The organism is Prochlorococcus marinus XMU1405, assembly GCF_017696275.1.
GTDB lineage: Bacteria > Cyanobacteriota > Cyanobacteriia > PCC-6307 > Cyanobiaceae > Prochlorococcus_A > Prochlorococcus_A marinus_AB.
On the sequence record NZ_JAAORF010000003.1, the window covers coordinates 507,500 to 526,368 of the forward strand.

20 protein-coding genes and 1 tRNA gene are annotated in these 18,869 nt (G+C 30.7%); 5 read left to right on the forward strand and 16 right to left on the reverse strand.

What is annotated here, in order from left to right:
- The first annotated feature begins 24 nt into the window (after positions 1 to 24).
- On the forward strand, positions 25 to 1,053 hold the full coding sequence (gene hemF / locus HA148_RS08835) for an oxygen-dependent coproporphyrinogen oxidase (protein WP_209131985.1): 1,029 nt from the start codon (positions 25 to 27) through the stop codon (positions 1,051 to 1,053).
- Between the two features lie 26 nt (positions 1,054 to 1,079).
- On the opposite strand, the gene HA148_RS08840 is transcribed toward hemF, so the two are convergent.
- A complete protein-coding gene (locus HA148_RS08840) occupies positions 1,080 to 1,637 on the reverse strand; it encodes a cofactor assembly of complex C subunit B (protein ID WP_209131987.1) in 558 nt (185 codons plus the stop codon).
- A 166-nt stretch (positions 1,638 to 1,803) separates the two neighbouring features.
- Between HA148_RS08840 and HA148_RS08845 the strand changes: the two genes are divergently transcribed.
- A complete protein-coding gene (locus HA148_RS08845) occupies positions 1,804 to 2,439 on the forward strand; it encodes a ribonuclease D (RefSeq protein ID WP_209131989.1) in 636 nt (211 codons plus the stop codon).
- Between the two features lie 3 nt (positions 2,440 to 2,442).
- Here HA148_RS08845 and HA148_RS08850 read toward each other — a convergent pair whose 3' ends face one another.
- Together HA148_RS08850 and HA148_RS08855 are read right to left on the reverse strand one after the other, a co-directional pair.
- Complete coding sequence (locus HA148_RS08850; protein ID WP_025915186.1) at positions 2,443 to 2,709, reverse strand: hypothetical protein; 267 nt, start codon at positions 2,707 to 2,709, stop codon at positions 2,443 to 2,445.
- Positions 2,710 to 2,744: 35 nt separating this feature from the next.
- Entirely contained in the window at positions 2,745 to 3,974 is a 1,230-nt protein-coding gene (locus tag HA148_RS08855) for a lipid-A-disaccharide synthase-related protein (RefSeq protein WP_308789029.1), read from the reverse strand.
- A 42-nt stretch (positions 3,975 to 4,016) separates the two neighbouring features.
- Between HA148_RS08855 and HA148_RS08860 the strand changes: the two genes are divergently transcribed.
- A tRNA-Cys gene (locus tag HA148_RS08860) sits at positions 4,017 to 4,087 on the forward strand.
- Positions 4,088 to 4,400: 313 nt separating this feature from the next.
- On the opposite strand, the gene HA148_RS08865 is transcribed toward HA148_RS08860, so the two are convergent.
- From HA148_RS08865 to purM, 4 genes are all read right to left on the reverse strand, one after another.
- Positions 4,401 to 5,156: a hypothetical protein gene (locus HA148_RS08865; RefSeq protein WP_209131991.1), complete on the reverse strand. Its 756-nt coding sequence runs from the start codon at positions 5,154 to 5,156 to the stop codon at positions 4,401 to 4,403.
- Between the two features lie 656 nt (positions 5,157 to 5,812).
- Positions 5,813 to 5,980 (reverse strand): hypothetical protein, encoded by a 168-nt coding sequence (locus tag HA148_RS08870; RefSeq protein WP_187146060.1) that lies wholly within the window; start codon positions 5,978 to 5,980, stop codon positions 5,813 to 5,815.
- A complete protein-coding gene (locus tag HA148_RS08875) occupies positions 5,967 to 6,611 on the reverse strand; it encodes a histidine phosphotransferase (RefSeq protein WP_209131992.1) in 645 nt (214 codons plus the stop codon). Before HA148_RS08875 ends, HA148_RS08870 begins: the two co-directional genes overlap by 14 nt.
- Positions 6,612 to 6,743: 132 nt before the next feature.
- A complete protein-coding gene (gene purM, locus HA148_RS08880) occupies positions 6,744 to 7,787 on the reverse strand; it encodes a phosphoribosylformylglycinamidine cyclo-ligase (protein WP_209131993.1) in 1,044 nt (347 codons plus the stop codon).
- Positions 7,788 to 7,885: 98 nt separating this feature from the next.
- Here purM and HA148_RS08885 point away from each other — a divergent pair, with 98 nt between their 5' ends.
- The gene (locus HA148_RS08885; protein ID WP_209131994.1) at positions 7,886 to 9,418 is read left to right on the forward strand and encodes a bifunctional pantoate--beta-alanine ligase/(d)CMP kinase; all 1,533 of its coding nucleotides are present in this window, start codon (positions 7,886 to 7,888) and stop codon (positions 9,416 to 9,418) included.
- A 2-nt stretch (positions 9,419 to 9,420) separates the two neighbouring features.
- On the opposite strand, the gene HA148_RS08890 is transcribed toward HA148_RS08885, so the two are convergent.
- Genes HA148_RS08890 through HA148_RS08910 form a run of 5 tightly spaced genes read right to left on the reverse strand, consistent with a single transcriptional unit; the run spans position 9,421 to position 12,601 of the window.
- Positions 9,421 to 9,894: a low molecular weight protein-tyrosine-phosphatase gene (locus HA148_RS08890; RefSeq protein WP_209131995.1), complete on the reverse strand. Its 474-nt coding sequence runs from the start codon at positions 9,892 to 9,894 to the stop codon at positions 9,421 to 9,423.
- A gap of 32 nt (positions 9,895 to 9,926) precedes the next feature.
- Positions 9,927 to 10,688 carry a phycoerythrobilin:ferredoxin oxidoreductase gene (locus tag HA148_RS08895; protein ID WP_209131996.1) on the reverse strand — a complete coding sequence of 254 codons (762 nt, stop codon included), beginning with the start codon at positions 10,686 to 10,688 and terminating at the stop codon, positions 9,927 to 9,929.
- Positions 10,689 to 11,399, reverse strand: coding sequence for a 15,16-dihydrobiliverdin:ferredoxin oxidoreductase (locus HA148_RS08900; protein ID WP_209131997.1), 711 nt, complete (start codon positions 11,397 to 11,399; stop codon positions 10,689 to 10,691). It lies immediately after the preceding gene.
- 5 nt (positions 11,400 to 11,404) lie between these two features.
- On the reverse strand, positions 11,405 to 12,115 hold the full coding sequence (locus HA148_RS08905; RefSeq protein ID WP_011863697.1) for a heme oxygenase (biliverdin-producing): 711 nt from the start codon (positions 12,113 to 12,115) through the stop codon (positions 11,405 to 11,407).
- A 57-nt stretch (positions 12,116 to 12,172) separates the two neighbouring features.
- Positions 12,173 to 12,601: a hypothetical protein gene (locus HA148_RS08910; protein WP_209131999.1), complete on the reverse strand. Its 429-nt coding sequence runs from the start codon at positions 12,599 to 12,601 to the stop codon at positions 12,173 to 12,175.
- A 211-nt stretch (positions 12,602 to 12,812) separates the two neighbouring features.
- Between HA148_RS08910 and HA148_RS08915 the strand changes: the two genes are divergently transcribed.
- Complete coding sequence (locus HA148_RS08915) at positions 12,813 to 14,237, forward strand: NADP-dependent isocitrate dehydrogenase (protein ID WP_209132001.1); 1,425 nt, start codon at positions 12,813 to 12,815, stop codon at positions 14,235 to 14,237.
- Between the two features lie 2 nt (positions 14,238 to 14,239).
- On the opposite strand, the gene HA148_RS08920 is transcribed toward HA148_RS08915, so the two are convergent.
- Genes HA148_RS08920 through HA148_RS08935 form a run of 4 tightly spaced genes read right to left on the reverse strand, consistent with a single transcriptional unit; the run spans position 14,240 to position 18,777 of the window.
- A complete protein-coding gene (locus tag HA148_RS08920; RefSeq protein ID WP_209132003.1) occupies positions 14,240 to 15,589 on the reverse strand; it encodes a four-carbon acid sugar kinase family protein in 1,350 nt (449 codons plus the stop codon).
- 13 nt (positions 15,590 to 15,602) lie between these two features.
- Positions 15,603 to 16,457 (reverse strand): galactose mutarotase, encoded by an 855-nt coding sequence (locus tag HA148_RS08925; protein ID WP_209132005.1) that lies wholly within the window; start codon positions 16,455 to 16,457, stop codon positions 15,603 to 15,605.
- A 9-nt stretch (positions 16,458 to 16,466) separates the two neighbouring features.
- Entirely contained in the window at positions 16,467 to 17,366 is a 900-nt protein-coding gene (locus HA148_RS08930) for an alpha/beta fold hydrolase (protein ID WP_209132006.1), read from the reverse strand.
- 43 nt (positions 17,367 to 17,409) lie between these two features.
- Positions 17,410 to 18,777, reverse strand: a complete 1,368-nt coding sequence (locus tag HA148_RS08935; protein ID WP_025922676.1) for a cation:proton antiporter — start codon at positions 18,775 to 18,777, stop codon at positions 17,410 to 17,412.
- Positions 18,778 to 18,869 lie beyond the last annotated feature (92 nt).

Genomic DNA, 18,869 nt, shown 5'->3' on the forward strand with positions numbered 1-18,869 from the left:
TTTTCTTCAAGATTTACTAAATACATGTTCAGAGAACCTCCTAAAAACTCGAGAGAAAAAACTAAAAATCTCTTATTAACACTACAAGACAAAATTTGTTCAGGGCTTGAGAATATAGATGGCAAAGGGAAATTTACAGAAGAATCCTGGCTAAGAGACGAAGGTGGTGGTGGAAGATCAAGAGTATTGAAAAATGGTTCTATTTTTGAGCAAGCAGGAGTAAATTTCTCGGAAGTACATGGAAAAGAATTACCGCAATCTATTATCTCTCAAAGGCCCGAAGCAAAAGGTCATGAATGGTTTGCTACGGGAACTTCTATGGTGTTGCATCCTAAAAATCCCTATATTCCTACAGTTCATCTTAATTATCGATATTTCGAAGCCGGACCTGTTTGGTGGTTTGGAGGAGGTGCAGACTTAACTCCTTTTTATCCTTATCTTTCTGATGTAAGGAATTTTCATAACGAGCATAAAAAAGCTTGTGAGAAAGTTGATAAAAATTTGCATAAAGTTTTCAAACCATGGTGTGACGAATATTTCTTCTTGAAGCATAGAAATGAATCTAGAGGCATAGGAGGCATTTTTTATGATTATCAAGATGGTTCAGGCAATATTTATAGAGGGAATAATCAAAATGGAGAGGCATCAAAAGCTTCTCAAAGTATTAGCAAATCTAATTTAAATTGGGATAATTTATTTTCTTTAGCGGAAAACTGTGGGCAGGCATTCCTCCCTTCATATTTGCCAATTATTGAGAAAAGAGCTTCTCAAACATATTCATCGAAAGAGAGAGAATTCCAGCTATATCGAAGGGGTAGATATGTCGAATTCAATTTAGTTTGGGATAGAGGGACAATTTTTGGACTACAAACAAACGGCAGAACTGAATCTATATTAATGTCCTTACCACCTTTAGCTAGATGGGAATATGGATATAAAGCTAAAAAGGGTTCTCGAGAGGAATTTCTTACATCAATTTTTACAAAACCCCAAGATTGGTTTAATGATAAAGAATTAGAGAAATTCTGTTTAGAGAATAATATCTTTGATTAAATTATCAAATAACTTTTTCAAGTATCTTAGATAGGTGTTTTAAATAAAGAACCGTCACTTTTCAATTGAAGTTTTTCTCCAAGTTCATTTTCTAAAGAGATTAATTCATCCCTATGCGCTCTTAACCTCATAAGAGTTGAATCATTTTCATTTTCGTTGATCAACCTTAATTCAAATTTCTCCTCTCTTGCTGATTTCTGAAAATAAACAATACCAGCCAAAGGGCCACCAACTAATCCTAAAAGAATAGGCCACCAACTTAATTCAGGATAAATTTGAATTATCACTAATCCCAAAGCACAAGAACCAAAACCGCCAAGAAAACCTAAAAAAATTGCTAAAAACTTACTTGAAACAACTTGCCCCTTAAAAATTAAAATTCTTTGTTCAAAATCTCCTCCCGTTTGCTTCCATCCCCTCAAATTAAGCCATTGACATAAATCATTTAAAACCTTAACTGGCTGTAAAGAAGATGAAATCTCAACGATGGTTGTTCTATCTTTACTAGAAGCCCTAAGAAAGAAGAATAATCCTATGGCCAAAAGAATTGTCAGTAATAATGTTGAATTTAAGGAATAGGACATTAAATAAATTTTCTCTAATAACTAGAGAATAAAAATTAAAATTACATCATATTATAATTTTCTTAGATTTATTCTGTAAAATAACCTTATTAGATAAAAATTCTTAATTAAATAAAATCTTAAGTAATATTCTAAGATCTTAAATTATTTTAAATACTTATTAAAAATGACTATTGAAAATAAAAACATTGATTTTCTTTATAGCGATTTAACAGAAGATCTATACAATCTTTATAAAAAATCATCTTACCTAGCTATTGACACTGAAGCAATGGGGTTAATTCATGGAAGAGATAGACTTTGTTTAGTACAAATATGTAATGAATTTAATAGAACATCATGTATAAAAATCGAACTTAATACCTCTTCTTCACCTCATCTAAAAGCACTTCTTGAAGATGAAAAAATTACCAAAATTTTTCACTATGCAAGATTTGATGTAGCAGCTCTAAAATGCAATCTTGAAATTAATACAAAAAATATTTTTTGTACAAAAATTGCCAGTAAGTTAGCCAGAACATATACAAATAAACACGGTTTAAAAGATTTGATATATGAATTATTAGGTATAGAACTCGACAAAAGCTCGCAAAGTAGTGATTGGGGTAGAAACGAAGATTTAACAAATGACCAATTAGATTATGCAGCAAATGATGTTAGATATTTAATTGAAGCAATGCATAAATTAAAAGTTATCTTAGAAAGAGAGAATAGATATGAATTAGCTCAAAAATGTTTCGAAACAGTTTCTGTTCATGCTGATTTAGACATACTAAAATTCTCAAATATATTTGAACATTGAGAATCAATCTTCAGTTAAAAAATTATCTTCACCATCAAGAGTTTCCATAAGCTTATCAAGTATTCTTGAAGAACTTAATTTATCTCCATCATTTTTTTCACAAATTTTTAAGACGTTTTGCGCAACTTTTATTTTTTCTTGAATAGTTTTCGAGCCTTCTTTTGCAATTTGAATTTCTACTTTCTTTTTAGCAGAAGATAAGCTTATACTCATAAGTTTTGCAATCTCTGCACAAATTTTTAGATATTGCCGATCATTTATTGGATACATAAAAGAATTAATAATTAATAAGCTAGTGCCATTTACTAAGATAACAAATGAAGGTTTATGGCATCTACGATTTTCTTACTTGCTCCGGATTCCCCCATTCTTTTTTTTCCAATTTTTGCTTGTTCTAACCTATCAACTTTTCCTTTTAAAAGTAAACTTAAACGTTTCAAAAGAATTTTTCTGTTCTTGCAAACTAAAACACTACCTCCCAATAATCTTGATTGCCTTTTTGCAAATGATTTTGTAAATTGTGGTCCAGGTCCCGGTAGAGAAAGAGATGGAATTCCAAGGCCAGCAATTTGCTCTGTAGCAGTTCCTGCATTAGACAAACCAACTTCTGCCATATTGGCCCATGAATTGAATTTACCTTTTCCAATCACTACATATTGATCTTTCTTTTTCCATACTGAATCTTCATCAATAAGAAATTTAACTTTACTCTGTTTTATAAAACCATATTTATTTAAATAATTTTGAATTTGAATCACATTCGCATTAATACTCAAAGGCAAAAGTATTAATAAATCCTTTGATAAATCAAAATCTTGCAAACAATTTAGAAAATTATCAAGATTTTTAAGAGCTTCAGGGTATCTACTTCCAACTAATAAAATAATCCTTTTAAAAGAAATAATATTTGATATCTTATCGTTTGTTACATTGACAAAATCCATCATTGGATTGCCCAAGTATTTTGCATCAATATTTTTTTTATACAAATTATTAGCTGTAATTTTATCTCTCATAATTAAATTTTTACATCTTGGAGATTTCATTAAAAACATTTCCCATGGATCCCATTCAGAACCTTTCAACTGATGATAAAAATCACTTAAATCCCAACCTGGCCCACTACTCCAAGTATGATCACTTTTTGGGGTTCCAATAAAACTAAAGTCGCATTCTGAACTCCAAGCGTAGAGTAATGGCAAGAAATCGCCTACTGCGATAATTTTGCAGTTATGTTTTGACTTCTGTTTTACAAGTAGAAAATTTCTTAAATTATCGATTAAAAATCCTGCTAAAAAATCAAGCACAAATCCCTTCAGACTTTGATTACTAAAACCTCCACTAGGCAGCTCTTTTAAATATCCTATTTTATGAAAATTCTTTGATTTTATGGAATTAAATACATCTCCATTTCCTACTAACGGCAAAACTTCAATATTTTTATTTTTTATTTTTTTTAGTAATCTTTTTATTATCTCCGATGCGATTACGTCTTCTCCATGACCATTGCATATAAATAATAGAGAATGAGACACCTTACTGTTAAGATCATAAAAAGACTCAATCGAATCTTTTTCGGCGGCATGGCCAAGTGGTAAGGCAGAGGATTGCAAATCCTTTATCCCCAGTTCGAATCTGGGTGCCGCCTTCTTTATTTTGTCTACACAATTCCCTATAAACCCTTCCAATACCTTAAGTTTTGAATATTTGTTATTCATCTAATACTTTAAAAAGTGGGATGGTAAGTGGATGGTGAGTGGAGTTGTTTTTCCTTAAACAAATTATGCCTTCTTTACATTATCGCAGTTATCTTATTGACACTCAAAATTTATTATTGAATAAGATGGATTTCCGATACAAAATATAACTAAAACTCAAAAACTATTATAGGTTTATTGAAATATCAAGGTTTGTCGCCTTTTGAAAAATATTCAGAAATTTCATTATGATGATTTTATTAATTAAAGATGGTAATTTTTTGCATTAATCTGTTGGTTAATATAATTTAAAATAAGAATTTCTGTTTCACTAGATTTGCAATCATTTATATGAGTTAAATGACCATTTTTACAATTATATCCGACTATATTTACATTTTTTGGATAAATTTCTGTTAAAAATTTTAATTCCTCTGGGCGATTATGACTATCATCTTCGTATGCAAAAACCAAAGCATCTATAACCTTTGCTTTTGTAATTTTTTTTATATGCGCAGGTCTTACTACTTTTCTCCACTTCGGATATTTTCTTATTTCATATCTTGGTCCTGCAAATGCAGGGGCGAAAACAATCGCACTGTTAAATAATTTTTCATTTTCTCTAAACATATGTAAAGCAGTCCATCCTCCAGCAGAAAACCCACTTATAAAAATATTATTAGGATGTACTCCTATTTCATTTATTTCAGTAAGAAGTTTTTTTAACTGTCTCACTCTTTTATATATGTATGATCCTCGCCGGTAATCGTTATCTATAGATTTAGAGCACATAAAAATAAAATGTGCATCAATTTCTTTTTCTAAATATTTTAAAGTTTTTGGTATTTTGTTAAAGTCAGCAGAACATTTTTCCGATCTACGTACATTTGATTGCCCATGCCCCCAAATAATTACTACAGGATTTTTTCCCAAATCTAAATCTTCTCGTATGGACAAAAGATCATTAGCATTAACTTTTATTGGTGATAACAATAGAAAAAATGCAATCAACCTTTTCATAAAAAAATATTTTTCTAGGAAAACTTGCATAATTTACTAAATCCAACTCATTAATTAATTATAAAGTTCTTCCTTTTTTGATTACTAAACTCACCATCCTTCAGATTCAAAATGTCACTATTTGTTCTTACGTAGTTAATATTTTTATATTTTTCTTGGATGGTAAGCGGATGGTAACATACCATCCTTACACCTCAAGATCCCTAATATTACAGAGTTTTTGGGATTATTAACCCACTTCGAATCTGGGTGCCGCCTTTTTCAAATTAGTAAATAATTTCGCTGAAAAGCGTTCCAAGAACAAAAGTTTTTTGTAGCGATTTTCGTATTTCAAATCTTTCAGACTGGGCGGTAAGTGGGCGGTAAGTTGTTAATTTTTATCGCTTAAACTCTTGTTATATTCTCGTTTTCTAGCATTAATACCCCAATTCGAATCAGGATGCTGCCTTATTTAATTTTTAAGCATTTAATTATGAAATTTTTCTAAGAACTTCAATTTCAAATAAAGGGTATAAACTTTCAATTACTTATTGATATAAAGAACAATAATCTTTTCTTTATTTTTTTAAATAATACCTGATATCCATTAATAAATAAAATTTAGTTAATTTATTAATTATTTTCATCAAATTATTGATATTAGAATTTGAATTATTCTAGTAATCATTATCTGCTACACACATTCCTAAACATCTAACACCATTTGATGCAGTCCTTTTGCAATGATTACATAAAATGGGATCTTTCTCTGAAGTAAGGTTAATTTTTGAATTATTTTGGCCTTTAATACTTATTAACTCTTGTGTTGAATCAAATAGAGTCATTCTTGGAATCATCACTTGAATCGATACTAACAACAAGTGAAGCATTAGTGTTGGAAGAAGGTATATCCATAATTTTGACAGTTTCTTTAGGCTCTTCAATAACTTGATTTTCTTCAGTACTTTCATCAACTGCACAAGCTTCAAGAGCCTCTCGAAGTAGTGAATCAAAAGTTGCTCCAGGCAATCTATGTCTTGCAACCTCCAGAAAAGTTCTAGGTAACGATTCAGATGCAGCATCTCGTAAAGCAGGATTATTCTTTCTATGTTCTTGTTCTTCTTCTATTGATTTAATAAACCTCAGTGTGACATCTCGTTTGGTAGAAGCTTTTATCAGCGTATCGGTTTCCGGATTACTAACATTAGGTTCATTTTCAAGATCACTAAGTCTTTTTTCCAAACTATTTAAAACTTCATTAGCTTCTTTACTAATATGCGCTAATTGACCATCGGACAAATTAGGTAAATCAGCGACAAAAACTTTCCCATGATCTCTTAGTGTCAAGAAAGTTGGCCTTGGGCCTTGAGCCTGTCTACCAATTGATTCGGAATTATTACCTATTGGTCTTTTTGGAGGTGTAGGACCAGCTGAACTACGTCTACGTGTAATTCTTTGATTATTTGCAAAGGGCATTGAATAAAGGTTAAATCTTAATACTTAAACTTCCGATATAATTCGGCGGTAATTTTATTATATTACACCTAACTTTTTCATTTGGGTATAAAAAATAATTTTTTAAAACTCCTTTAAAAAAGGTAAAAAAATTTAAGTTAAAATTTCTGGCAAAAATTTACTAATTGTTGAATCAGTTTTTCTAACTATCTTTCCAATTTCCCAACTATCTATATCATGATCTTTACAGATACTTAATATCGCTTCCTTAAATTGTTTATCAATAATTAAACAAAATCCCACTCCAAGATTGAAAGTATTCCAAAAATCTTTTTCGGGAATAGATCCTTTCTCTTGAAGGAATTTAAATAAAGTAGGTATTTGCCATGAACTGGTATCGATATAAGGAATAAAATCAGAAGGAATACATCTTGGTAAATTTTCTGGAATTCCTCCTCCAGTGATATGAGACATTGCTTTAATTTCTATATCTTCAGATAACATTTGGTTAATCACATTATTGTAAATTTTTGTAGGTTTCAATAACTCATCATAAAAATTTAAGTGAGAAACTTTTTCAAATTCTTTATCTATTTGATTATTGTTTTGAATAATTTTTCTTACTAAACTAAAGCCGTTACTATGAACTCCATTACTTTTTAAAGCAATTATTAAGTCATTTTCAGAGACTTTTTTACCATTAATAAGCTTATCCTCATCAACTATTCCAACACAAAATCCTGCAAGATCATACTTATTTTTTGAATAAAATCCAGGCATTTCAGCAGTTTCTCCTCCGAGTAATGAACAGTTATTTTCTCCGCATCCATGTGAAATTCCCTGAACAACCCTCAATAATTGTTTCTTATCAAGCTTACCGGTAGCAATATAATCCAGAAAAAATAAAGGTTTTGCACCACTAGTAATGATATCGTTCATGCACATAGCAACTAAATCAATACCAACCTCAAAATGAAAGTTTTTACTTTGTGCTAATTCTAATTTTGTTCCAACACCATCAGTCCCTGAAACAAGAACCGGTTTTTTAAAACTATCGATAGGAATTCTAAACAAACCTCCGAACCCGCCAATACCCTCAATCACATTAGATGTATGAGTTCCTTCAACTGCCTGTTTAATTTCGGAAACAAATTCTCGCCCAGCTTCTATATCAACACCTGATGTTTTGTAATCCATGAAATAAAAATGATAGACTTTCCCTATATAGATATTCCTCCTAAGATTGTTTTTGTCCAGTAATTATTTATCAAATAGATTTATTTTTTAAAAACAAAGTGAAGAAAGTAATCATTAGGAAAACTGAAGAAATAAAAAATTGGAGGAGAAATATAAATAGTGAAATTAACTTCATTCCAACAATGGGTAATCTTCATGATGGTCATATTAAACTTATATCAACAGCAAAAAATGACAATTCTAATGTTAATTTAGTAAGTATTTTTATTAATCCACTTCAATTTGATAACAAGTTAGATTTAGAGAATTACCCTAAAACAGTTGATAATGATATAAAAATCTCCTTTTCAAATGGCGCAGATGCTATCTTCATCCCAAGTAATGAAGATATATATCCACCGAATAATAAAAATATTAAATTCCTAAAAGCTCCAAAAGAATTATCTTCTGCATTATGTGGATTAAATCGAATTGGACATTTTGATGGCGTTTGTACAGTAGTTTATAGATTACTTAATCTCATCAAGCCAAAAAATCTTTACTTAGGAGAAAAAGATTGGCAACAACTTTTAATTTTAAAAAATCTTGTTCTTAGAATGAAATTAAATGTTACTATTAAATCCATTCCTACACAAAGAGATTTTGATGGAATTCCTTTAAGTTCACGTAATGTACATTTATCAAAAAAAGAAAGAAAATTGATTAAGTTTTTTTCAAGTGAGTTATTAGAAGCAAAAAAAAATTTTCAACAAGATAAAAAGATCCATTTAAACCAAATAATTAAGAAGCTATCAGCAAAAAAAATTTCAATTGAATATTTAGAACATTTACACCCTTATACACTCCAAAAAGCAAGACTTGAGGATAATATTTCGTTATTGGCTGGTGCGATAAGATGTGGAGAGACAAGATTAATTGATCACGTTTTTCTAATGAAAAGAAGGCCGATTATTGCAATTGATGGTCCTGCAGGTTCAGGTAAAAGTACTGTAACAAAGTTAATAGCGAAGAAACTTAAACTTTTATATTTAGATACTGGCGCAATGTATAGGGCATTGAGTTGGCTTATGATAAAAGAAAGTATTAACTATAAAAAAGAAAAAAATTTACAGAATATTCTTAAAGGTATATCTATAGTTTTCAAGTCGAATACAAATTCACATCAGGATGTTTATGTTAATAACTACTGTGTTACTGAAGAAATTAGATCGCAAAAGATAAGTTCCATCGTTTCTAAAATTTCCTCAATAAAAGAAGTAAGAGAATTCTTAGTAGAAGAACAAAGAAAAATTGGAGAATCAGGCGGACTTGTAGCTGAGGGAAGAGATATAGGAACTACTGTTTTTCCTCATGCAGAACTTAAAATATTTTTAACTGCTAGCATCGATGAAAGAGCAAAAAGAAGAAAATCTGATAAAAATAGTAAAGACTCACAAGAAATAGACCTTCATACATTAAAAGAACTTATAAAGAAAAGAGATTTTGAAGATTCCAATAGGGAAATTTCGCCTCTAATTAAGGCGAATGATGCAATAGAAATTATTACCGACGGATATACAATTTATGAGGTAGTGGATAAAATTATTGACCTTTACAATGACAAGATTCCTAAAGAGACTGAGATCAAATAAATTTAAGAAATACTTTCCAAAAAACCTTTTACAGAGTCTTCTAGAATATCAAGGACATAATCAAAGCCCTCATCACCTCCAAAATATGGATCAGGAACTTCTTGCTCATTAAAAACTGATCTAAAATCTTGTATTTTTTTTATTGCTGCAAAACCAGTTGAAGCTGTTCTATTTTTAAGATCTTGAATATTTTTAAAATTTGAATCGTCCATCGCAAGAATATAGTTAAATTCGTCAAAATCTTTGCTAGTAATTTGACGAGCCTTGCTTAAGATATTTATATCTCTTCTTTCTGCCGCAATTCTCATCCTAGAGTCAGCTTTTTTCCCAATATGCCAACTCCCAGTTCCAGCAGAATCAACAATAAAGGCATCGGTTAATCCCTTCTTTTCAAGTAGTCGTATAAAGATAGCTTCTGCTGCAGGAGACCTGCAAATATTTCCCAAACATACAAAAAGAACAGAAATTTTATTCATATGATTTCAAATTCCAGTTGATTATAAGACTTTTAAGTAGTAAATAAAACTTCTTCAATTAAAGATTCAGTAAATTCTTTACCAAACAAACTCGACAACATTGGCCTTGCTGGATCGTTATCTCTTCTATAATCCAAATAATTATTTTGACCGTTTATTAATTCTTTTTGCAGTTCAATATTGACTTCTTTGCTTTCGAAAAGAATTTCCAAATACAAATCAAGATATTCCTTAAATGAGTTATAAAGCTGATTAGTAATTAAAAAATCACTTCTTTCTTCTTTTGGTAATTTTGACCATATTACTCCTGGAGAAAAAAATCTAGCTACATCCGCAGACATTTTTTCAGCTAATGGGAGTGATGAATGACAATGATTTTTGAGTTTTATAAGTTTTTCTAATAACTCATTATTGTATTGATTTTGTATTTTTAATGAAGGCTGAAAATCTAACACTATTAAATAACTATTAGGTAGAGAAACAAAATCTACTCCAAAAAATGGGACGTTATAAATAGTATTAGGAATAATTAAAAAATTTAAAACAGAATAATTTGGACTATTTATACAAACTGCCCTTGCGAATTGAATTCTTTTTTTATGCGTTACACCCCAAGTAGATAGATTCACATTTTTTTTTGATTTTTTTGAACCATAAGTTGAATCTTTATAAGAATATTCCGAGGGTATTTTTTTTTCTAAACAGTTATATTTACTTAAATTATTTGTTAAATATTTTAAGAAATTATGCCATCTCCAATCTGGCCTATAAAAAATAGTATCTTCTATTAACATTCAATGAATAATCTCATTATTTAATGTAAATAGAAATTTATTGATAAATTTTTTTGTCCATTTTTCTCCAAAAAAAGATTTAAACAATTTATCTGCAGGGTCTTTTTCAAAACTGTACTTATCATATTTAATTTGATTAATCTTTATTTCTTCTGCATTTAAAAATTGATTAACATGATTCGATTTATAAATGTTCAAATAATTATTTACAAATGAATGGAATATATTATTTAAATCTCTATCAAGATTTAATTTATTTCCTCTACATATAATCACCCATGGGGAAAAATACTTTTTTGAATCATATATATTCTTCATTTTATTATTATCAAATGCAGAATATTTTTCCTTAATAATACCTAAACTTGAACAATATTTTTCAAGATATTTGCTTTCTTGAATTAAAGGTTGATAATCAAGTATTGCTAATAACTTTTGAGAAGTTCCAAACCATAAAATATCAGCTCCTAAAATAGGACATTCACTTTCAAAATTAGGATATGCGACAGTATTAAACACTTGCAGTTTTTTGCCACCATCTAATCTTGTTATTCGCCACTTTCTATATTCGGGAGATGAAAAAAGCCAATTTTTAATAATATATTTTGAGTCTTCGTTATGATGTTCTTTGAATTCACTAGATATTTGTACTTCATGTCCATTTAATTGATCAATATTGGTTTTAAGGAAATCAACTAATGAATCAAACATAAACATTAGGTCTCGGTACTTCCTTTCCTAACTTTTTTTGTAATGTAATTGAATACAATCTTGCCTAAAACAGCAATCAAGTTACCTTCAAGCTCCTTAAACATTTTCATATTGTAAGTAAACGCTTGATTAGCTTCATCAATAATTTGATCAGCCGTCTTTTGATTTATTGGAAGTTGATTCAAAGTAAGGGAATATTCTTCCTTAAATTTCTTTTCATCAGCAATTAATTCAAACTCATAAAAATTTAAACCATCATTTCCCTGCAAATTTAATGCTTTTTTAGCGATCCTTTTCAAGATTTGCCCCCCAGATAAATCTCCTATATAGCGCGTATAGTGATGACCAACTAAGAGCTCTGGTGAATTTTTTGCGACCTCTCGGATTCTTTCAACATATTCTTTTGCTGAGTGCGAAATATTAATTTCATTCTTCCAGTTTTCACCAAAATAAAATTTAAGATCATTTACAAGAGTTTCTTTCCTGAATAATGATTTAAAACCTATAGGTTTTATGACGGGATGTTCCTCATTGACCAGTCTTTCAATTTCCTCTTCCATGGCTTCATAAACAAAATATAAATCACTAATTAATTTTCTATAAGATTTTTTTTCAACAACTCCTTTTAAAAAACAAGCCACAAAGCCAGTATTTTCTGCCATAGTGTGGGATTTTTTTGTCCCTTCTCTTAATTGTCCTGCAAGAGCAACTGCCATATATTTTGAATTATTTTTGTTTCTGTGTTTAATCTACAAGAAAAATACATAAAACAGCTAATTTTTGTTACCAGCAGATGTTGTAGAGAATAGCTTATAAAGTTCTTTACAAACCAAAAACAGATTATCTTTTTGTTCCTTTTGCGGTAGATGAGTGCCAGTCATTTCCCAATCACCGACGGTAGCCACTCTCCATCTCTCGGAGGGAACAATCATACCTCGCATTATTATTCCCAACAATTTCGGGACTCTGTCATTACTATCATTTTCAATTCTTAACTGTAAGAGTATTGCTCTACATTCAATAAGAGGACTCCAACCAGGAAAATGAAACGCAAAATCAATAGTATCTTGCATAGATTCATTTGAATTGTCCCAGGGAGTAAAGTTTACGCTTGCATCTGGAAAATATTTCCGAAATAAAGCTGCAGTAGAAGCAATTTTATTAGCTATCTCAACATTACTTGCATTTGAACTCGCATTCATAAAAAGCTGAGTATTTTTTTGAAAATGACATAATTTGCTTTAACTTGCTTATTAACTACTTTTTCTTTTAATAAAGATGTTGAAATGCTGATCAATAAAGTATTCTCTATTCACATTTGACTAATAAATTTCTAGGTTTTAAAGAAAATAACTCATCGCAAATTAAAATACTTATGAGCTTCAAAGAGTTATCTTTTATTAATTCAATGCTATGCCAAAATTTGAAAAATTAACTTTACCTAGTGAAGGCGAGATAATAACTTTTAATCAAGGTAAACCTAATGTTCCTAATAATCCAATTGTCCCTTTTATTAGGGGTGATGGTACTGGAGTTGATATTTGGCCTGCTACTCAAATCGTTCTTGATTCAGCGATTAAAAAAAGCTATGGAGATGAAAGAAAAATTAATTGGTTTAAAGTCTATGCAGGAGATGAAGCTTGTGAACTTTATGGAACATATAACTATCTCCCTCAAGATACTATTGAGGCAATCAGACACTTTGGCGTAGCTATCAAAGGTCCTTTAACGACTCCCATCGGCGGAGGTATTAGATCTCTTAATGTTGCATTAAGACAAATCTTTGATTTATATAGTTGTGTTAGACCATGCAGATATTATTCAGGGACTCCAAGCCCTCACAAAAATCCCCAAAATCTGGACGTTATTGTTTATAGAGAAAATACTGAAGATATCTACATGGGAATTGAATGGGAAGCCGAGGATAATAATTGTCTTGAATTAATTAATCACTTAAATAATGTTGTAATACCAAATAGTAAAAATTTAAAAAATAGATCCATACCAAACGGATCAGGAATTGGAATAAAACCAGTAAGTAAATCTGGAAGCCAAAGGCATATTAGAAAGGCCATTGAACATGCTAAAAGATTATCAGGAGATAAAAGGCATGTGACTCTTGTACATAAAGGGAATATTATGAAATATACCGAAGGTGCATTTAGAGATTGGGGTTATGAATTAGCAGTCAATGAATTTAGAGGAGATTGCATTACAGAAAGAGAAAGCTGGATTTTAGATAATATTCATAAAAATCCAGAAATTACAATTGAAAATAATGCCCGAAAAATCGAACCAGGTTTTGACAAGCTTACAAATAACAAAAAAGCATTCATTTGCGAAGAAATTAAAGAAGTAATTGCATCAATTTCAAATTCGCATGGAGACGGAAAATGGAGAGAACTTATTCTTGTTGATGATCGGATAGCTGATAGTATATTTCAACAAATTCAAACTAGACCTCAAGAATATTCAATTCTTGCAACCTTAAACCTCAACGGAGACTATGTTTCTGATGCAGCTGCAGCAATTGTTGGAGGCCTAGGTATGGCTCCTGGTGCAAATATTGGGGATAATGCAGCAATTTTCGAAGCTACGCACGGTACTGCGCCAAAACATGCAGGCTTAAATAAGATTAATCCAGGCTCAGTAATTCTTAGTGGTGTAATGATGCTTGAATATTTTGGTTGGGATGAAGCAGCTAACCTAATTACAGATGGTTTAAGCAAGGCAATAGAGCAAAAAAAAGTCACCTATGATCTAGCACGCTTAATGGAACCTAAAGTAGAACCTTTGTCTTGCAGTAGTTTTGCTGAAGAAATTATCTCAAATTTCTAATTTTAGAAATTAGTTTTATTTTCAAAAACCTTCCAAATATTCACCAGTGAATCTTTAGTGCCAATGTTTCCAGGATGTGTAACAACAGGAAGTTTTTCGCCATTTTTTAGGTTGCAAGTCACCACTGAAATGCCCGTTAAAATCTGTCCTTCAAGATAAACATAATCTGCATTAAGTCCATTACTAAGAATCAAATTTGTTGTTATTCCACCTTTTGAAATCAAATATCCTATTTCATACTTCAAATCTGCGACTAATTCAGCAATAAAACAAGCGAGTAAATTATAAAAATTAAATAGTTCAGAAGAATCTAAAGACATAAATTGTCTTGAAGTAAACAAAACAGGAGTTTTTCCTTTCTCAAAAGAAAATCTAATTTCTTTTAAAAATTTATTTTTAAATAAATTCCTTCGCTTCTGATTATTATCTGATGAATAAATTTTAAAGAATTCAAAAACATCTAATTCAACTGGATTGCAATTAGTTATCTCTAACAAATTATTCAATTGTATTGTTGAAAGTTCTACATAAGATCCAACAATTATCAGTCCTGGAAGAAAACTCTTTTCTTTATTTCTTATTCTTAAATTAGAGAAAAATATTTCACTCTGAGAGAAACTTTTTTTATCAGAAATTGAACTTACAAAACTTGCTGCAGTTCGAAAAAGGAATTTTTTTTGTTTAATTAATTTTTTAATTACTAAAGAAAATTTTTTTAGTTGAGAATAATTTTCTACATCTACAATTACATGTTTATTATTCTTCAAGTTGTTTATTTTTTTAAAAACAATATTATTTTCTTCATCATTTAGCATTTCAATATCTGACAAAAAAAGATTTTGAATATCTTCAAAATTTATTTGGGATTTACTCTGCTGAAATAAAAGATTCTTGACATTACTTGTCTCATATCCAAAAATTTTATCTTTTGCAAAAATTGTTTGACTTATAGGAGTTTTATCAACAAAATGAGATCCATTAATTGTTAATCTTTTACCCTCTATGAAAGCTGGAATATGAAAAGTAGCATCAAAAGGACCTAAGCAACTATTTAGAGCAATTGGCTCTAAATAGTTATGTCCTCGAAGAGTAGAGTCTCCTCTACTTATAAAAATAATTTCTTCTTCATAGGCTTGAGAACTAATTACAGTCTTAAGATTTTTGCAAATTTCTTTTATTGTTAATTTCGCATCATTTTCCGATAGTGACCTTGTATTAGCCAAAATAAAAAATAAATTAGATTTAGATTCAAAACCTTTGACTAAAGTTGAGCAGTCCCACTTAAGCAGTAATAAGCAATCGTGAACAGTTTGAGAGCCTGTGGGATCATCATCTATTACGACAAATTTCATAAGTATTGCAAAATTACTTAAAAGATTTTATTTGTATTGAGGCATTAAACCTTTTACTATCATTTGAAGGAATCATAATGTTTCTAAATCCGTCAACAAAAGAATTTCGTGGACTAGTCCAAGGTTCGAGACATATCATTCTTCTTGGGGGATCACTCCAAATAACGCCTAAATCAAAAGGATATGGATGATTTAAAGTTACCTCTCTTTTAAAAATTTTATCTCGAAAAGAGCTTTTACCGGAAGTATACATAAGTAGATCAACTCCTGAATTAATTTTGTTTAATTCATCCAAAGTATTACTTATAGTATTTCTTTCTTGATCCTGACAATTAAGTGGATTATCAACAAACTCTAAATTTTTGAAATCTGAAACGTTAAAATAAGGATGCAAACCGAAATTTATAGGCATAGCAAAGTCTGTTTTATTATGGATTGTAATTTCAAATTCTAAAGAGTTAATTTTTAAAGTAACTTCTATTTTTAGTTCGAAATCGAAAGGATAATATTTTTTGGTTTTTTTTGATGCATTTAATAATAAGCATAAAAATTTTTCATTTTCATTGAAGGAGTATTGCCATTGCGAATCCCTAGCGAAACCATGTTGTGGTAATTGCAAATAACCATTTCCAAATACTGAACTAGAGGTATTAAGATTTCCACAAATTGGAAACAAGATTGGAATGCCTCCCCTAATACTTTTTGTCTTGTCCATAAATCTTTTTTCATCGAAATAAAGTATTTCATTACCATCCGAAACCCAATTTGTAATAACGCCTCCTCTGTTAGGACAAAATTTAATGTAATTATATTTATCTAATTGAAAGACAAAAATTCCTTGGTCCTTATTAGATGATTCAAGTTTCACGATTATTACTTAAAGAGAATCAACCCAATCCAAAATATGCTGATTAACTAATTCAGGTATTTCATCATGAGGGCAATGTCCTGCATCAAGAATAATTTCTTTTGTATTCTTTGGTGTAAATTTTTTATATAGATTTCTTTTTTTTGGAGTGTTCATCCATGGATCTTTCCCTCCCCAAAGAAGTAGCAATGGTGCATTTAGTTTTGAGAATAGCTTATCCAACGGCAATCCCTGAGGCCCTGATGGGTTAAATACACTTCTAAAAACATTAAAAGCCCCAAAATCTAGAGAAGGCTTCCTTATTGACTCAACTAAAAAATCATCAACATTTTTTTTATCAACATAAACTTGATTTAAAGTTTTTTTAATATTTTTTGGATTTCTCATATTCTCAAAAATCAAACGTTGAAGAACAATATTTTTCAAAAATATGCCGGCAACTGTTTCGATTGAAGTTTGCAACATATTCTTTTTGATAGTTTTTTCTTCACTAAAATATCCAGCAGCATTAAGTAAGATCACTCCTGCGTTTAACTCATTTAATTCTGCACCAGCTGCTAATGCAGCATAACCACCTAATGAATTTCCAACAACAATTGTAGGTTTTTTTATTTTCTCTTTTACATAAGCGACAACCTGATCTTTCCATAAAGATCCTGAGTATTCAACGTCTTGAGGCTTAGGACTTTTTCCAAAACCAAGTAAATCCATAGCATGAACTTCGTATTTCGTACTCAAAACAGGGATATTAAATCTCCAATGATCCGTAGAAGCACCGAAACCATGAATTAATAAAATTGCGTATTCTTTTGCTGTTTGTTCAGGCTTAGCAGAGACAATATGTATTGGGTAATTTAAAAAATTCCAGTCATAATTTACATCACCATCTATCAGAGCTGATTTTTCCATTTATTGAAAATCTTTTGTTTTTTAATTCTAATAAACTTATTTCCTAAAGAAGACCCACAGGATCGGCTGCAACATCATCTGAAATTTTATTGCCATCATTTGGTGGCTTATCTTTTAGGACAATTCTCAAAAGAACAGGTGCAAGAAATGTAGTTCCAATAACCATTAATAAAATAGCTGCTTCAAGAGAAGGAGTTAACAACTTAGCACTTGTTCCTAATCCAAGGAAAATCAAACCAACCTCTCCTCTAGGCATCATACCCAAACCTACTACTAATCTATTTGTAGGTTTATCACTTGAAAATACCCATCCTGCTGCAATTTTTCCAATAATTGCGACAACTAACAAAAATCCTGCAACTACAAGAGCTGAACGACTAGTTGGATCAAGTGGATTGATAACTGATAAATCCATTCCCGCTCCAACTAGTACAAAGAAAATGGTTGCGAATAAGGATACTAAAGGTAAAACGGATTGTTGAATTGCATGATTATTTTTAGAACTACTTAGAATTAATCCAGCTGCAAAAGCACCTAAAGCTGCTTCCAATCCAATGGCTGTTGCTACGAAACAACACAATACAAGTATTACAAAAGAAGCTACCACTACGGCTCCAGGAGCCTTTAATCTATCTAATAACCAATCAAAACCTGGAGCAGCTGTTCTACTTAGTGCAATAGCAGCAATAACGAATACTACAGCTGCTGCAACTAATTTAACGATGGGAGCAATTTCTAAAGTGCCTCCGGCAGCAAGGGCGACTACAACTGCCAGAATAACAATTCCTAAGATATCGTCTAACACTGCTGCACCAATAACAATCTGTCCTTCTCTAGTTTTTAAGTAACCCAACTCACCAAAAACACTTGCAGTAATTCCTATACTTGTTGCCGTCATAGATGCTCCTGCAAAAACTGCTGGAATTAGATCTACTTGGAAAATAAACATTAATCCAAGAGTTCCAAAGGCAAACGGTAAAATTACACCAGCCATAGCAACAGTGAAAGCCTGAGCTCCGACAGCTACTAATTCCTCTAATTCACTTTCTAGTCCTGTTAAAAATAAAAGAGCATATAATCCCAGAGTTGCTACTGCTTGCAGGGATGGAAAACTTTCGAAATAAACATCAGGTACAGCTTCTGGGGGGATTGACGCTAAAGAACTAATAACATTTACAAGTCCTTCATTTAATTCTGTTCCAGCTGAAGGCGGTATCAACAAATGGAATCCTGAAGCCCCTATTACAACCCCTGCAAGGAGCTCACCTACTATCGTTGGCAAACTTAGTCTTACTAATACTTCTGCTAATGCTCTTGCAGCTAAAAATATTAATAGAAACCTTATAACTCCTATCAACGTTTCAGCAACTTCTAAATCATGTGCACTTAATTCAGCAAGTAAAGAGTACATTTAAATGTAAAAAATAAACTACCTAATTGGAAGATAGTTTATTGAGGGCCCACTTTAAGAAATATGTAAGAAAAAAGCAAAAATACTCAACA

Coding starts and splice junctions, on each gene's coding strand:
- HA148_RS08850 (WP_025915186.1), bottom strand. CDS start 2,709: ATGTATCCAATAAATGATCGGCAATATCTAAAAATTTGTGCAGAGATT.
- HA148_RS08890 (WP_209131995.1), bottom strand. CDS start 9,894: ATGAATAAAATTTCTGTTCTTTTTGTATGTTTGGGAAATATTTGCAGG.
- HA148_RS08900 (WP_209131997.1), bottom strand. CDS start 11,399: ATGTTTGATTCATTAGTTGATTTCCTTAAAACCAATATTGATCAATTA.
- HA148_RS08920 (WP_209132003.1), bottom strand. CDS start 15,589: ATGAAATTTGTCGTAATAGATGATGATCCCACAGGCTCTCAAACTGTT.
- HA148_RS08840 (WP_209131987.1), bottom strand. CDS start 1,637: ATGTCCTATTCCTTAAATTCAACATTATTACTGACAATTCTTTTGGCC.
- HA148_RS08915 (WP_209132001.1), top strand. CDS start 12,813: ATGCCAAAATTTGAAAAATTAACTTTACCTAGTGAAGGCGAGATAATA.
- HA148_RS08895 (WP_209131996.1), bottom strand. CDS start 10,688: ATGTTAATAGAAGATACTATTTTTTATAGGCCAGATTGGAGATGGCAT.
- hemF (WP_209131985.1), top strand. CDS start 25: ATGTTCAGAGAACCTCCTAAAAACTCGAGAGAAAAAACTAAAAATCTC.
- HA148_RS08935 (WP_025922676.1), bottom strand. CDS start 18,777: ATGTACTCTTTACTTGCTGAATTAAGTGCACATGATTTAGAAGTTGCT.
- HA148_RS08910 (WP_209131999.1), bottom strand. CDS start 12,601: ATGAATGCGAGTTCAAATGCAAGTAATGTTGAGATAGCTAATAAAATT.
- HA148_RS08865 (WP_209131991.1), bottom strand. CDS start 5,156: ATGAAAAGGTTGATTGCATTTTTTCTATTGTTATCACCAATAAAAGTT.
- HA148_RS08905 (WP_011863697.1), bottom strand. CDS start 12,115: ATGGCAGTTGCTCTTGCAGGACAATTAAGAGAAGGGACAAAAAAATCC.
- HA148_RS08875 (WP_209131992.1), bottom strand. CDS start 6,611: ATGCCCTTTGCAAATAATCAAAGAATTACACGTAGACGTAGTTCAGCT.
- HA148_RS08930 (WP_209132006.1), bottom strand. CDS start 17,366: ATGGAAAAATCAGCTCTGATAGATGGTGATGTAAATTATGACTGGAAT.
- HA148_RS08845 (WP_209131989.1), top strand. CDS start 1,804: ATGACTATTGAAAATAAAAACATTGATTTTCTTTATAGCGATTTAACA.
- HA148_RS08870 (WP_187146060.1), bottom strand. CDS start 5,980: ATGACTCTATTTGATTCAACACAAGAGTTAATAAGTATTAAAGGCCAA.
- purM (WP_209131993.1), bottom strand. CDS start 7,787: ATGGATTACAAAACATCAGGTGTTGATATAGAAGCTGGGCGAGAATTT.